At 73.1% G+C, this 13896-nt stretch carries 13 protein-coding genes and 1 tRNA gene; 9 read left to right on the top strand and 5 right to left on the bottom strand.

The genetic code is table 11. The features are described 5' to 3' along the window. Positions 1–68 precede the first annotated feature (68 nt). The gene (locus HJD23_RS26755) at positions 69–665 is read right to left on the bottom strand and encodes a histidine phosphatase family protein (protein WP_171114012.1); all 597 of its coding nucleotides are present in this window, start codon (positions 663–665) and stop codon (positions 69–71) included. A gap of 197 nt (positions 666–862) precedes the next feature. Between HJD23_RS26755 and HJD23_RS26750 the strand changes: the two genes are divergently transcribed. From HJD23_RS26750 to HJD23_RS26715, 8 genes are all read left to right on the top strand, one after another. Further along, on the top strand, positions 863–1819 hold the full coding sequence (locus tag HJD23_RS26750; RefSeq protein ID WP_171114013.1) for a phosphatase PAP2 family protein: 957 nt from the start codon (positions 863–865) through the stop codon (positions 1817–1819). Beyond that, positions 1770–2978 carry a hypothetical protein gene (locus HJD23_RS26745; RefSeq protein WP_240980820.1) on the top strand — a complete coding sequence of 403 codons (1209 nt, stop codon included), beginning with the start codon at positions 1770–1772 and terminating at the stop codon, positions 2976–2978. The genes HJD23_RS26750 and HJD23_RS26745 overlap by 50 nt, the downstream gene beginning before the upstream one ends. Then, complete coding sequence (locus HJD23_RS26740; protein ID WP_171114014.1) at positions 2969–4582, top strand: hypothetical protein; 1614 nt, start codon at positions 2969–2971, stop codon at positions 4580–4582. The genes HJD23_RS26745 and HJD23_RS26740 overlap by 10 nt, the downstream gene beginning before the upstream one ends. Further along, positions 4579–5955: an AAA family ATPase gene (locus HJD23_RS26735; RefSeq protein ID WP_171114015.1), complete on the top strand. Its 1377-nt coding sequence runs from the start codon at positions 4579–4581 to the stop codon at positions 5953–5955. Before HJD23_RS26740 ends, HJD23_RS26735 begins: the two co-directional genes overlap by 4 nt. After that, on the top strand, positions 5952–6125 hold the full coding sequence (locus tag HJD23_RS26730) for a hypothetical protein (RefSeq protein ID WP_171114016.1): 174 nt from the start codon (positions 5952–5954) through the stop codon (positions 6123–6125). The genes HJD23_RS26735 and HJD23_RS26730 overlap by 4 nt, the downstream gene beginning before the upstream one ends. Positions 6126–6222: 97 nt before the next feature. After that, positions 6223–6585: a hypothetical protein gene (locus HJD23_RS26725; RefSeq protein WP_171114017.1), complete on the top strand. Its 363-nt coding sequence runs from the start codon at positions 6223–6225 to the stop codon at positions 6583–6585. Between the two features lie 44 nt (positions 6586–6629). Further along, positions 6630–7301, top strand: coding sequence for a bifunctional DNA primase/polymerase (locus HJD23_RS26720; protein WP_180687551.1), 672 nt, complete (start codon positions 6630–6632; stop codon positions 7299–7301). Beyond that, positions 7292–7365, top strand: a tRNA-Lys gene (locus HJD23_RS26715). Before HJD23_RS26720 ends, HJD23_RS26715 begins: the two co-directional genes overlap by 10 nt. 57 nt (positions 7366–7422) lie before the next feature. Here the strand turns inward: HJD23_RS26715 and HJD23_RS26710 are convergent. Continuing rightward, positions 7423–8766 carry a M6 family metalloprotease domain-containing protein gene (locus HJD23_RS26710; RefSeq protein WP_171114019.1) on the bottom strand — a complete coding sequence of 448 codons (1344 nt, stop codon included), beginning with the start codon at positions 8764–8766 and terminating at the stop codon, positions 7423–7425. Between the two features lie 336 nt (positions 8767–9102). Between HJD23_RS26710 and HJD23_RS26705 the strand changes: the two genes are divergently transcribed. After that, entirely contained in the window at positions 9103–10968 is a 1866-nt protein-coding gene (locus tag HJD23_RS26705) for an EAL domain-containing protein (protein WP_171114020.1), read from the top strand. Here the strand turns inward: HJD23_RS26705 and HJD23_RS26700 are convergent. The 3 genes from HJD23_RS26700 to HJD23_RS26690 form a co-directional block, all read right to left on the bottom strand. Beyond that, complete coding sequence (locus HJD23_RS26700) at positions 10947–12062, bottom strand: LLM class flavin-dependent oxidoreductase (protein ID WP_171114021.1); 1116 nt, start codon at positions 12060–12062, stop codon at positions 10947–10949. The genes HJD23_RS26705 and HJD23_RS26700 overlap by 22 nt on opposite strands. Before the next feature lie 106 nt (positions 12063–12168). Further along, positions 12169–12900: an aspartate/glutamate racemase family protein gene (locus HJD23_RS26695; RefSeq protein WP_171114022.1), complete on the bottom strand. Its 732-nt coding sequence runs from the start codon at positions 12898–12900 to the stop codon at positions 12169–12171. Further along, positions 12897–13712: an aspartate/glutamate racemase family protein gene (locus HJD23_RS26690; protein ID WP_171114023.1), complete on the bottom strand. Its 816-nt coding sequence runs from the start codon at positions 13710–13712 to the stop codon at positions 12897–12899. Before HJD23_RS26690 ends, HJD23_RS26695 begins: the two co-directional genes overlap by 4 nt. Between the last annotated feature and the right edge of the window lie 184 nt (positions 13713–13896).

The raw sequence follows: 13896 nt of genomic DNA, 5'->3' as shown, positions 1-13896 counted from the left end.
CACACCGCCCACCCGTGCCGCCCCAGCGGCACGACTGCCCGCAGCTACCGCGGGTGCAGTCGCGGCGGCTACCCCGCCAAGTGCCCCACGTCGTTCCAGGTCTCGATCGCGGGCTCGCCGTACGCCCAGCCCAGGATCGACAGCGAGGTCGGGTTCAGGCGGATCCGGGCCGCGAAGTCGAGGGGCAGGCCCAGCCAGCGGGCGCCGATCGAGCGGAGGATGTGGCCGTGGGCGAAGAGCAGGACGTCGCGGTCCTGGGAGCGGGCCCAGGTGACGACCTCGTCGGCGCGGGCGGTCATGTCGGCCAGGGTTTCGCCCCCGGGCACGCCGTCGCGCCAGATCAGCCAGCCGGGGCGGAGTGACTGGATGTCGGCGGGGGTCAGGCCCTCGTACGCGCCGTAGTCCCATTCCAGGAGCGCGTCCCAGGTACGCGCGCGCGTGCCGAAGCCGGCCAGTTCGCACGTCTCACGCGCGCGGGAGAGCGGGCTCGTGCGCACCTCGACGTCGGGGAGCCCGGCATACGGCGCCTGGTGCAGGCGTTCGCCGAGGAGTTTCGCGCCGCGCCGCCCCTCGTCGAGGAGGGGTATGTCGGTCCTGCCGGTGTGCTTTCCGGCCAGCGACCACTCCGTCTGCCCGTGCCGGGCCAGCAGGATGCGCGGTGCCATAGGGGGACGGGACCTTTCCTGGAGAGGAACTGAGGCGGAACCTGTCCATCATCGCGCACCCCGCCCGTGGGCAACCCGGGGGGCGATCTCAGCGTCTATCAGGGCCGGAAGGCACCCGACAGGAGCCGACACATACACCGTAAAGTGGACGACCGGGCCGAGGGGCGCCGCGCGATGAGAAGGGGGAGGGCGATCGGATGCCGCACGCCGAGACACCGGGCATCGAGGCGGCCCCGCATCACCCCCGACTGCGCTGGTGGACCGAGCTGCCGCTGATATTGCTGGTGTACGTCTGCTACTCGGCGGGTCGGCTGCTCGCCCGGGGCGATGTCACCACCGCCGTCGACCACGGCCTGGCGATCCTGCGCATCGAGAAGGCCCTGCACCTCAACGCCGAACACCCGCTCAACCGCCTGTTCACACGCGAGCCGTGGATCGGCATACCGGCCGACTTCTGGTACGCGTCGCTGCACTACCTGGTCACGCCCGCCCTCCTCGTCTGGCTCTTCCGGTCCCGGACCGTGCAGTACCGCGCGGCCCGCACCTGGCTGATGACCTCGACCTTCATCGGCCTCATCGGCTTCACGCTGATACCGACCTGCCCGCCCCGCCTGCTGTCGGCCGGGTACGGGTTCGTGGACACGATGGCCCAGTACAGCGCGTACGGCTGGTGGGCCGGCGACGCGAGCGCGCCGCGCGGGCTGGGCGGCATGACCAACCAGTACGCCGCGATGCCGAGCCTGCACGTCGGCTGGGCGCTGTGGTGCGGGGTGATCCTGTGGCGGTACGGCGGGACGCGCCTCGCCAAGGTCGCCGGTGTCGTCTATCCGCTGGTGACCACGATCGTCGTGATGGGCACCGCCAACCACTACCTGCTCGACGCGGTCGCGGGCATGGCCGTGATGGGCGCCGGGCTGCTGCTGGCGCCGTACGTCATGCGGTGCGTGAACAGCGCGCGGACGTGGCTGACGGCGCGCACCGCGTCCGCCGCAACGGCTTCTCCTGTCGCTCGTGCCTCGATTGTCAGTGGCGGATGTCAGACTTCGGCGGGTGAGCGAATTCCACGGCAGCGCGAGTCACGGTTCGGATCGGGAGCCGAGCCGGGTGCCTCCCCCACGGACGCGGGGGACGGCGCTCCGGCACCGGCTCGCTGAGCTGCGCGGTCCCGACGTCCCGGCCAAGGCGCTGGACGCGCGCGCCCTCGCGGCCCTGGCCGCCAACCCGGGCTGCAGGCGACGCGCGATCCTCGACGGCGCGGGGGTGAACAAGGCGGCGCTGGCCAGTGCGCTGGGCTCGCCGTCGGCGTTCGGGCAGTCGCAGTTCGCCTTCATACGGGGCAACGCGTTCGAGGCGCGGGTCAAGGCGGACGGCGGCGCGGACCTGCTGCGGCTGGCGCACGAGAAGCTCGACCCGCACGCCGAGCCACCCGCACGCGCGCGGGTGCCGGAGCTGTCCGCCATCGGCCCCGAGGGCCGTGCCGCGCGCACGGCGCTGGCGCTGCGCGAGGCCGTCGAGGCCGGCGGCTGGACGCTGCTCGACCATCCGATGCTCGCGCTGGACGTCGCCGGCTCCCCGGCGTTCCTGGAGCCGGACGCCGTGGTCGTGCACCCGGACGGCGGCTGGACGGTCGTGGAGATCAAGTCGTTCCCGATGCTGGACGGTTCGGCGGACCCGGCGAAGGTGGGCGCGGCCGCCCGGCAGGCGGCGGTGTACGTGCTGGCACTGGAGGAGGTCGCCGCCCGCATGGACCCCGCCCCGGCGGTACGGCACCAGGTGCTGCTGGTCTGCCCGAAGGACTTCTCCAACCTCCCCACCGCCTCCGCCGTCGACGTCCGCAAGCAGCGCGCGGTCACCCGCCGCCAGCTGGCCCGCCTCACCCGTGTCCAGGACATCGCCGACGCGCTCCCCGAGGGCACGTGCTTCTCCCCCGAGTTGCCCGCGGAGCAGCTCACGGCCGCCGTCGAGTCGGTCCCGGCGACGTACGCGCCCGAGTGCCTGTCCGCGTGCGAGCTGGCCTTCCACTGCCGCGAACGCTCCCGGGCGCGGGGTGCGGTGACCTCCCTCGGCCGCTCGGTCCGCGCCGAGTTGGGCGACCTGACGACCGTCGAGGACGTCCTCGCGGCGGCCCGCGGCGCGGCGGGCGACCCGGACGACCCGGCGGTGGCCGCCCTGCGCCGGGCGGCCCGCCTGCGCGCCGAGGCACTGGGCCGCCGGCACCCGGAGAGCCCCGGCGAGGAACGCACTCCCACCCAGCAACACCCCGAGACCCCCCACCAGCACGCCGAGCCCCCGGAGGCCGCCCGGTGTCGCTGATCTCCGCGCTCGCCCGCCTCGAAGCCGTCGACACCGGCCGCGCCCAGCCCACCGCCACCGTCCGGCACCGCCACCTGTCCGAGCACCCCCTCGTCCTCGTGCCGCTGACCACCGCCGGTGAGGCCGGCGCCCCGCTCGGCGCGCTGGTCGGCACCGACCGGGACGCGCCGCGCCTGCTGGTCGTACCGCAGCCGCGCGACCGCGACCTCAGGTTCATGTTCCTGGCCGAGCTGGCGGACGTGGTCCTGCCGTACATCGACGCCCACGCCGAGAGCGTCGAGGCGGCCGAGCGCACCGAGACCGACCCGGAGACCGGCAAACGGGTCAAGGTCGAGGTCGAACTGTGCGCGGACGCCCCGCAGCTGGTCGTGCCGAGCCGCGCGGGCATCGACTTCGTACGGCTGCTGGGCCGCTCGATGCGCTTCCGCCGTACGGCGGAACAGGACCCGGAGACGCCGCATCCCGCACCGCCGAGGGTGCCGTTGCTGGGACGGTGGCTGACGCACTACGGGGAGCGCGCCCGAGTTCCCGGCTCCGCCCTGCTGCTGGCCCTGACGGACGTGCTCTCCCGGCACTGGGCGACCGGCCAGTCCAGCCTGGAGGACCAGCACCTGGGTGCCCTGCTCGCGTGGATCGACCCGCCGGAGGGCGCCACCGGCGCCGAGGCGGCGCTGCGGGCCGAGCTGCACCGGGACGCGCAGGGCCAGCTCCTGTGCCCACCCGCCGGACCGGCCACCGACCCGGCGTTCGACAACAAGCTGCTCGCCCCGGCCATCGAGCGCTACGACCGCGCGCGTACCGCCCTCGCCGCCGCCGAGGACGGCCTGGAGGCGGACGACCGGCTAGGGGACGTCACCGCCGCCGAGCGGGAGATCCGCGCCCTGATCGAGCGGGTCACGCGCCCCACCTGGGACGCGGTCTGGCGCGGCCTGGACCTGCTGCGGGAGCTGCCCGAGGGGGCGCGGGTCGAGGAGCGGTGGACGCGCGACCGCTGGTCGTTCACCGGCCATCGGGACCGGGTGCTCGCAGGCGAGCCTCCGCAGCCGCGCCGCGACGACGCGGTGACGGCAGCGAATAAGCTGGCCGCGCGCGAGCGCGAACAGGCCCGCCTGGAGGCGCAGGAGGCCCTCGACGACCCGCTGGTGATGGCCGGGCGGCGGCTGTCCGGGGAGGCGTTCGCGGGGGAGGTCACGGATGTGGTCATGGCGTACAGCGAGGGCAAGCGCCCCAGCCCGCGCCCGCTGGTCACCGTCCGCACGGACGACCGGCCGCACCTGGGCGAGCGGGCGAAGGTGTACCGCTCGCTGGGCGGCAAACCGCAGTCCGCCGAGTTCGTCGGCTACGAGGCCGAGGGGGCCGGGGACGACGAGGGGTCCCTGGTCGTCCTGCGGATCCTTGACAAGATGGGGCGCGGCAAGGAACCCGAGGCCGGGTCCGTGCCGGAGAAGGGCGACGCGGTGTGCTTCACGCTGTTCGAGCACGAGCAGCGGGGCGGTGCGAAGCTGCCCGACCCGGAGGAGACGCCGTGGACGCACGGCGGGCCGCCCGGTGAGCGGACCGACGCGGAGCCCGCCGATCCCGTCACCGAGGAGGACGTCCTGTGACCACGGAGACCGCCTTCGACCCCGGCGCCGCGGCGGCCCGTGCCACCGACGCGATCCTCCGCGACACCCTGCACGGCCCGCACCGCGGTGTCGTCGTCGACTCCCCGCCCGGCGCGGGCAAGTCCACGCTGGTGGTGCGCGCGGCGCTGGAACTGGCCGAGGCGGGCCGCCCGCTGATGGTCGTCGCGCAGACCAACGCCCAGGTCGACGACCTCGTCGTCCGGCTCGCCGAGAAGAACCCCGAGCTGCCGGTGGGCCGGCTGCACAGCAGTGACGCCGACCCGTACGACAAGGCGCTGGACGAACTGGCGAACGTACGGAAGTCGGCGAAGGCGGCCGAGCTGTCCGGGCTGCCGGTGGTCATCTCCACCGCCGCCAAATGGGGTCACGTCAAGACCGACGAGCCGTGGCGGCACGCGATCGTCGACGAGGCGTACCAGATGCGGTCGGACTCACTGCTGGCCGTGGCCGGGCTGTTCGAGCGGGCGCTGTTCGTGGGCGACCCCGGGCAGCTGGACCCGTTCGCGATCGTGGGCAGCGAGCAGTGGGCGGGCCTGTCGTACGACCCCTCGGCGTCCGCGGTCACCACCCTGCTGGCCCACAACCCCGAGCTGCCGCAGCACCGCCTGCCGGTCTCCTGGCGGCTGCCCGCCTCGGCGGCGCCGCTGGTCTCGGACGCGTTCTACCCGTACACGCCGTTCCGCAGCGGCACCGGCCACGGCGACCGGCGGCTCAGCTTCGGCGTCCGGTCGGACGGCTCCGGGCCCGACCGGGTGATCGACGAGGCGGCGGAGTCGGGCTGGGGCCTGCTGGAGCTGCCCGCCCGGCACACGCCGCGCACCGATCCGGAGGCGGTGCGGGCGGTGGCGACAGTGGTACGACGGCTGCTGGACCGGGGCGGGGCGGCCACGTCGGAGCTCCCCCAGTCTCAACTTCGTTCGACCGGGGGGACCCCCATGCCCGAGCCGACGCCGGTGACCGCCGACCGGATCGCCGTGGGCACGGCCCACCGGGACCAGGCGGCGGCCGTCCGGGCGGCCCTCGCCGAGCTGGGCGTGCGCGAGGTCACCGTCGACACGGCGAACCGCCTCCAGGGCCGGGAGTACGACGTCACGGTCGTCCTGCACCCCCTGTCCGGCCGCCCCGACGCCACCGCGTTCCACCTGGAGACGGGCCGCCTCTGCGTCCTGGCCTCCCGCCACCGGCACGCGTGCATCGTGGTGTGCCGGGCGGGCGTGAGCGAGCTGCTGGACGACTACCCGTCGACGGAACCGGTCCAGCTGGGGACGCTGGTGAAGTTTCCCGACGGCTGGGAGGCGAACCACGCGGTCCTGGCCCACCTCGCCGAGCACCGGGTGAAGTGGCGGCCATGAACAACACCGCCCCGCACCACCCAACCGGCCCCACCTGCCACACCGCAAACCGCCGGACGGAGTCCGGCACGCCGCCGGAGGCGGCCAATGAAGACAGCCCCGACGGCTGGGAGGCGAACCACGCGGTCCTGGCCCACCTCGCCGAGCACCGGGTGAAGTGGCGGCCATGAACGACCCAGGGCCCCCTTGCGCGGGCGCGAGAGAATTGAGGGTGGCCCACCTTGAACGGGCGGCGCCATCGGAACCGTACGAGGAGGAGATGAGGACATGGCGGAGCCCACGCCGCGTCGGAACGAACCGCGGCTACGCCCCGCGCCCCTGCTCTTCGAGCCCGCGGAAGCGGCCTCCGACCCGGAGCACTTCTTCGACCTGGAGTCGATCGACGACCCCCGGACCCTGCTGGCCCGGGCCACGGAGCTGACCCAGGCGTTCCGGGCGGCGGCGGACCGGGCGATGGAGTTCCAGGCCATGGCGGCGGCGCAGCTCGCCGATCCCCGCCGCTTCGACCGGCTGACGGCCGCGGACATCGCCGAGCAGGCCGAGTGGACCGAGGACTATGCCAAGAAGATGGTGGAGTTCGGCCGGGATCTGATGCAGGGGGCCGACACTTGGGGACCGGATCCCGTCTGAGCGGCCCATCATCAGCGGCCCATCGCCCCCCCCCCCGTCGGCATATGCCAGCCGCGAAGGTACCCCCTCCCACCCCTACCTGTCCCGATTTCCGGCAACTCACCGAAACGAAGCGTTCACACCCGGTACCTGTTGGTGCCATGAGCAGCAGCACACTGACCTCGGACGGCGCCGCCTGGCTCGCCTCGGCCGGAACCTATCCGCGCAGCACCCTCGCCTTCTGGGAGGAGCGCCCGGACGCCCCCGTGGTGCTGCCCTGCGGTTCCGCCTTCGACATCGTGAGCGCGCCCGCGATCTTCGGGCGGCAGATGCTGGACCGGTTGTGGGACGAGGGCCCGGGATCGGGCCCCGTCGCGGTGTTCCGGGGCCGGATGCTGCTGTTCGCCACGCCGGGCACGGCTCAGCGGCTGCCCTCGCTGCTGGAGTGGGAGGAGTGGGGCGCCACCGGCCCGGAATCCCACGGCCGTACGGCCGCCATCCCGCCCCTCCTGTGCCACGGCACCGGCGACGCGGTCACCGTCCCCGCCCCCACCGGGAAGGCGGAGGTCTCCGGCTCCCGCTGGGTCGTCGCCCCCGACACCCGTCACCCCTGGCTCCCGGGCCCCGAAATCCTGCTCTGGGCGGCCGTCCGGGCCGCCCGCTCAGCGGTGCGGATATCGATTTTTCCTCCCCCCGACCAGGGTGCTAAGGTCTACGACGTCAGCAGGCGCCGCTAGCTCAGTTGGTTAGAGCAGCTGACTCTTAATCAGCGGGTCCGGGGTTCGAGTCCCTGGCGGCGCACGACACCGGAAAGCCCCTCGCAGAAGCGAGGGGCTTTTTCCTGCGGGGGCGCAGCTGCTACCCGTTCGCGATCTTCACCGTCCACGCCCCCGACGCCGTACGTCCCTCCACCTCCACCCGCACCCGGGCCCCGGGCACGGTGAAGCTCTCCCCCAGCGCGACCGGCGCGTCCGCGAGCGGTGGGTACACCGAGCCCTCCCAGCACGCCTCCGTGTGCGGGTGGGCGTCGATCACCTGGACCGGGCCGCCGCCGGACTCGGCACCGGCGTGGACGCGGTAGACGAGGATGCCCTGCCGGCAGCTGTTCCGATCGTTGCCGACCGGGCCGCGGGCCTCGAAGGCGAGGGCGCTGTCCGCCCCGGTGCGCACCACCGCCAGCTTGGTCCCCCGGCCCAGCCCGAAGGCCGGGGCGCCGGCCGCGGCGGTCTCCGGCAGTCCGGGCCCTGCGCCGAGCGGCTCCAGCGTCAGCCGTACGGGCCTGTCGCCCTGCACGCACACCACCTGCCGTGGCTCCAGCCAGCCCAGCTTCCACTTGTGCCAGCCGAACAGGTCCGGGGCCAGTCCGAACTGGCTGCCCATCAGGTCCCAGTCACCCACATGGGTGTCCCAGTCGCCCTTGCCGTCGACCGGACGGTGGTACAGGTCCGGCAGATCGAAGACATGGCCGGTCTCATGGGCGAGGACGAGCCGGTCCGGCGGGTGGTTTTCGAACACCGTGACGATCCGGCGGATGTCGGCGCCGTCGGCACGCAGCGGTGCGTCCAGGTTGACGACCTTCGTGGCGTCCGAGTCGACGCCGGGGGCGTGCGGGTCGGCGACGAAGTAGACGATGTCGAAGCGCGAGAAGTCGACCTGGTCGTCGGCGGCGGTGAGCGCGTCGCGCAGATAGGCGGCCCGGTGCGGGGCCGCCCAGTCGCGCTGTATGGCGTACGCGGTGGACGGCCGCGGCATGCGGATCCAGTGCCGCAGCGGGTGCGGGCGGAGGCGGAACTTGCCGTACGAGGCGCGTTCGAAGTAGCTGCTGGTGGCCGGGAAGTGGTCGGCGGTCAGTTCGGCGGGGGTGGTCAGCGGGCGGGCGTCCGGGAAGGACAGGAAGACCATCACCGCGTCCAGCGTGCCGGCCGGCCGTGGATAGGCGGTGTTCCAGGTGTCCAGGCCCTCCGAGTGGTGGGCCTGCGTTCGGGTGAGGGCGCAGGGCGCGGCCCCGAAGGGCTCGGCGACCGAGGGGCAGGTGATGAGGGAGGTCGCCGCGACCGCCGACAAGGTGGTGAACACGGCCGCGGTGCTGCGCAGTCGGGGGCGGGCGGTGGCACGGCCGAGCCCCTTGAAGGCCTCGCGGGTGCGTTCCCCCAGGGGCAGCTGGCGCGGCACATGGACCTCCGGATGCGGTTCGCGGAACACCGCATCCAGCCTGTGTGAATTTATTGTTGTATGCCCTGTTTGCCTGCACCGGACGAGTGAGGTGCAGGGAGTCCACGCGGGGTCACTGAACCGGCCGACACCCCCGGACCGCTCACGGACCGTCACGATCGGCCGCGGCGTGGGGGAACCGGCCCCCGAGCAGGCAGAAACGATCTGCCGGGAGGGCGGGTCCTTCCGCGCGCGGTCGGCGACACTGGACAGTGGGCTGCGAGCGCCCTGGGCGGCCCTCTATGATCGGCACACTTTCCTGACCCTTTCCTGCCCGGACAGAGATCGAGCAGATCGAGCAGATCGAGTGCACTGCGGGAGCGAGCGGTGAGCGGAACGTCCGAAGGGCCGACGCCCGCGGCAGACTTCATCGGGCCGGCCGTCACAGACAGTAACAACGAGGCGTCGCGACGTACCGGGACCGACGCCCGCGACCCCTGCCGAACCGAGGCCGAGGCCTCCGACTCCTATCGCTCCGCCTTCGCCGCGGCCCCGCTCGCCATGGCGGTCGTCGACCGCGAGGGCCTGGTGGTCAGCGCCAACGCGGCCCTCGCCGACCTGCTCGGCGCCGGCCCCGGCGAACTCACCGGCCGGGTCGCCGCCGACCTGGTCGACCTGGCCTCCGACGCCCGCACCTGGCACGCGTACCGCGAGCTGCTGCGCGGCCGCGACGCCAGACTGCGCTGCGCACGGCGGCTGAAGCACCCCGACGGGCACAGCGTCTGGGTCCAGGTCACCGTCGCCCCGCTGCCCGACGGCGCGGACGGCGTGCTGCTGGCCGCCGCCGACATCAGCGCCCGGCGGGAACTCCAGGGCAGACTGCGGCACTTGCAGATGCACGACCCGGTGACCCGGCTGCCCAACCGCACGTTGTTCTTCGAGCGCGTCTCGGCCGCCCTGGACGTGGAGTCGTACGAAAGCGGCGGCACCGGCCGCATCGGCCTGTGCTATCTGGACCTGGACGGGTTCAAGGCGGTCAACGACACCCTCGGCCACCGGGTCGGCGACCGGCTGCTCGCGGCCGTGGCCGAGCGGCTCAACCGCTGTGCGGACGAGGCCGGTTACGGCAGGGCGAGCTCGCCGCTGGTGGCCCGGCTCGGCGGTGACGAGTTCGCCCTGCTGGTGGAGGACTCCACGGGCACCGAACAACTCGCCGACCTGGCCGAGTCGGTGCTGACGGCGCTTCAGGAGCCCTTCGACCTGGCCGGTCAGCGGCTGTCGTTGTCGGCGTCGATCGGCGTCGTCGAACGGCAGGCCGCCGGCACCACCGCCACCGGTCTGATGCAGGCCGCCGACACGACGTTGTACTGGGCGAAGGCGGACGGCAAGTCCCGCTGGACGCTGTTCGACCCGGAGCGCAACGCCCACCGCATGACCCGCCAGGCACTCGCCTCCACGCTTCGCCCGGCCATCGACCGGGGCCAGTTCGTGCTGGAGTACCAGCCGCTGGTCGGGATGGCGGACGGACGGCTCAGCGGGGTCGAGGCGTTGGTCCGCTGGAACCATCCGCAGTTCGGCATGCTGACGCCGAATCGGTTCATCGGATTGGCGGAGGAGGACGGCGCGATCGTCCCGCTGGGCCGCTGGGTGCTCGCCACCGCCTGCCGCCAGGCCCGGCGCTGGCAGCTCGAACGCCCCGACGAGCCACCCCTGTTCGTCTCGGTCAACGTGGCCGTACGCCAGGTCTGGGACTCCGACCTGGTCGCGGACGTCGCCGAGATCCTCGCCGAGACGGGCCTCGCCCCGCAGCTGCTGCAGCTGGAACTCACCGAGTCCGCGGTGATGGGCTCCGCAGGCCGCCCGTTGCAGGCCCTGCAGGCGCTCAGCGAGATGGGCGTCCGCATCGCCATCGACGACTTCGGCACCGGCTACTCCAACCTCGCCTACCTCAGCCGGCTGCCGGTGTCGGTGCTGAAACTGGACGGGTCCTTCGTCCGGGGCTTCCAGTACGAGGATTCCGGCGCCCACCCCAGCCCGGCCGACGAGGTCATCGTCGAGGCGATGATCCAGCTGGCGCACCGGCTGGGGCTGACGGTCACCGCGGAGTGCGTCGAGACGTCCGCGCAGGCCGGCCGGTTGCGCCGGATCGGGTGCGACACCGGTCAGGGGTGGCTGTACTCCCGGCCGGTGCCGCCGGATCGTATCTCCGAGCTGCTGGACTGCCCGTTCGGTCAGGCGGTCGGCAACGCGTAGGCGTCCGCGATGAGTTCGTAGGAACGCAGCCGTACCTCGCCCGTGTGCGCGTTGGCCGTGAGCATCAACTCGTCGGCGCCGGTGCGCTTGTGGAGGTCGTCCAGGCCCGCGCGGACCTCGTCCGCGGTGCCGTGGATGACGTTGGCGTTCCAGGAGGTGACGAACTCCCGTTCCATCGGGCTGAATTCGTACGCCTCCGCCTCCTGGGGCGTCGGCACGAGTCCGGGCCGTCCGGTGCGCAGCCGGATCATGCTGAGCGCGGCGGCGCGGACCTGGCGCCGGGCCTCCCGCTCGTCGTCGGTGGCGAGCGCGGAGACGCCGATGAGGGCGTACGGCTCGTCGAGGACGGCGGACGGCTTGAAGGACTCCCTGTAGAGGTCGAGCGCGGGGATCGTGTTCTGCGCGGAGAAGTGGTGCGCGAACGCGAAGGGCAGCCCGAGCAGGCCGGCCAGCCGGGCGCTGAAGCCGGAGGAGCCGAGGAGCCAGATCGGCGGGCGGTGCGGGGACTGCACGCCGCCCGGCGAGGTGGCCTGGATCGGGCCGGGCACCGCGTGGATACGGCGGTAGGGGTGGCCGTCGGGGAAGTCGTCGTCCAGGAACCGGGTCAGCTCGGCGAGCTGCTCGGGGAAGTCGTCGGCGCCGTCGTTCAGCCGGTCGGTGCGGCGCAGGGCGGCCGCGGTGGCGCCGTCGGTGCCGGGGGCGCGGCCGAGGCCCAGGTCGATCCGGCCGGGGGCCATCGCCTCCAGCGTGCCGAACTGCTCGGCGATCACCAGCGGGGCGTGGTTGGGCAGCATCACACCGCCCGAGCCGAGCCGGATGCGGTCGGTGTGGGCGGCGAGGTGGGCGAGGATCACGGCCGGGGACGAGGAGGCGACGCCCGGCATGGAATGGTGCTCGGCGACCCAGTACCGGTGGAAGCCGCGGGCCTCCGCGAGGCGGGCCAGAAAGACGCTGGTGCGCAGGGCGTCGGTGGCGGTGCGGCCCGCGCCGACGGTGACCAGGTCCAGTACGGAGAGGGGGACGGGGGCGGTGCCGTGGGCGGTCCCGCGGATCTCGTCGCGCTCGTCACGCGCGTCGCGCTGGTCGTCGGGCAAGGGATGCCTCCTGGTCTGGGCCGTGCGGTGTCCGTGTCCTCACGGCGCTAACAGGAGACAGTCTCCGTTTGTTCCCGGCAGTGTCACCCGGTCATTCCCTGCGGCGTCACACCTGCACGATCGGCTCCCTGCTGAACAGCGCGCCCAGCTCCGGCGCGTTCACCCGCCGGTCCGCCAGCCGCAGCGCCTCCCAGACGGTGACCTGGTTCGCGGTGAGGACCGGCTTGCCGAGTTCCTTCTCCAGGGCCGGGATGTGGGCCGCCGTGTGCAGGGCCGTGTCGGGCAGGAGGACCGCCTCCGCGCCCGGCACGTCGGCCGCGCGGGCCAGCGCGAAGACCTCCGCCTCGCCCCAGGTGCCGACCTCGGCCGCCGTGATGATCCCGGAGCTGCGCACGCCGGTCACCTCGATGCCGGCCGCCCCCAGGAAGTCCGCGAACAACGACGCCACGTCCTCCGGATACGTGGCCCCCACCGCGACCCGCCGCACGCCCAGCTCCCGTACCGCGTGCACGAAGGCGAAGGACGTCGAGGAGGCCGGCATGCCGGCCGCCCGGGCCAGGGTGCGCACCTGCTCGTGGGCGCCCTCCCAGCCGTGCACGAAGCTGCCGCTGGTGCACGCCCACACCACGGCCTCGCAACCGGCGTGCCGCAGTTCCTGGACGCCGGCCGAGAGGCGCTCCGGGGAGCCCATCTCGCGCAGCGCGTCCACCCGGTGGGCGTCCTCGCCGATGTCGGTGTGCACCAGGTCCACCCGGATGTCGCTGGCCAGGAGCTGCTCGATGCGCGGATAGTCGTCCTCGGCGGAGTGGCCCGGGTAGAGGAATCCCAGTGCTGTCATGTCCAGCCTTCCTGCTGCTGCTCTTCTTCCGGTACTACGGCACCGGGGGCCGGCCCCGGCAGTACGGGGCCGGTGCGCGCCGCCGGATCGATCAGCGCCTGATACGGCCCCACGGCACGGGTACCCAGTCGGCGCAGCGCCGCCCACATCGTCACTTGGTTGGCCGAGATCACCGGTATGCGCAGCTCGGCCTCCAGTTGCGGGATCACGTCGTAGGTCGGCAGGTTGGTGCAGCTGATGAACAGGGCGTCGGCGGCGCCGCGTACGGCCTGGCGGGCCATGTCCACGACCTCGCGGTACGGGACCTTCCAGATGTGCCGGGTCAGCCCCATGAAGGCGCAGCCCGTGACGGCGACGCCCGCCTGCGCCACGTACCCCTCCAGCGCCCGCGTCACCGACACCGTGTACGGCGTGACCAGCGCCACGCGCCGGACGTCCAGCTCGACCAGGGCCTCCAGCAGCGCGCCCGAGGTGGTGATCGCCGGCACGTTGCCCGCCCGGCTCATCGCCTCGCACATCGCGCGCTCGCCGACGATGCCTCCGACGAAGCTGCCCGAGGTGCAGGCGTAGGCGACCACCTCGGGCTCGATCGCGTTCAGCGTGCGCACCGCCTCGCCGAGTGTCTGGTGCTCGCTGACCAGGCGGGCGAGGTCGAGGCTGACCTCGACCGGGACGTACGGGGTGCGGGTGACGTGCAGGGACACCTCGTCCGGTACCCAGCGCCACAGTTCGCGGTCCAGCGCGAAGTCGAAGGGGGCGACGACACCGACACCGCGCTGCGGACCCGGTCCGCCGAGAAATGCGACGTCCATGGCAGGCACCGGCCTCACGCTCGACGGACGAGTGGCAACGGATCGTGGGGAACGCCCGTGTTGACGACGGTAGGTTCGGGTGCGAGCGTGGTCAATCCGCCCGGATCACTCCCAGGTCAACACATGGTTAAACCCCGTTGACACGTCGTCACCGGCCGACCCGCCCCCCTCGGCCGCCCCCGCG

This window comes from Streptomyces sp. Z423-1 (assembly GCF_013009255.1).
Taxonomy (GTDB): domain Bacteria; phylum Actinomycetota; class Actinomycetes; order Streptomycetales; family Streptomycetaceae; genus Streptomyces; species Streptomyces gossypiisoli.
Note: the sequence above shows the minus strand (reverse complement) of the source record. Positions and strands in the feature narration are given on the sequence as shown.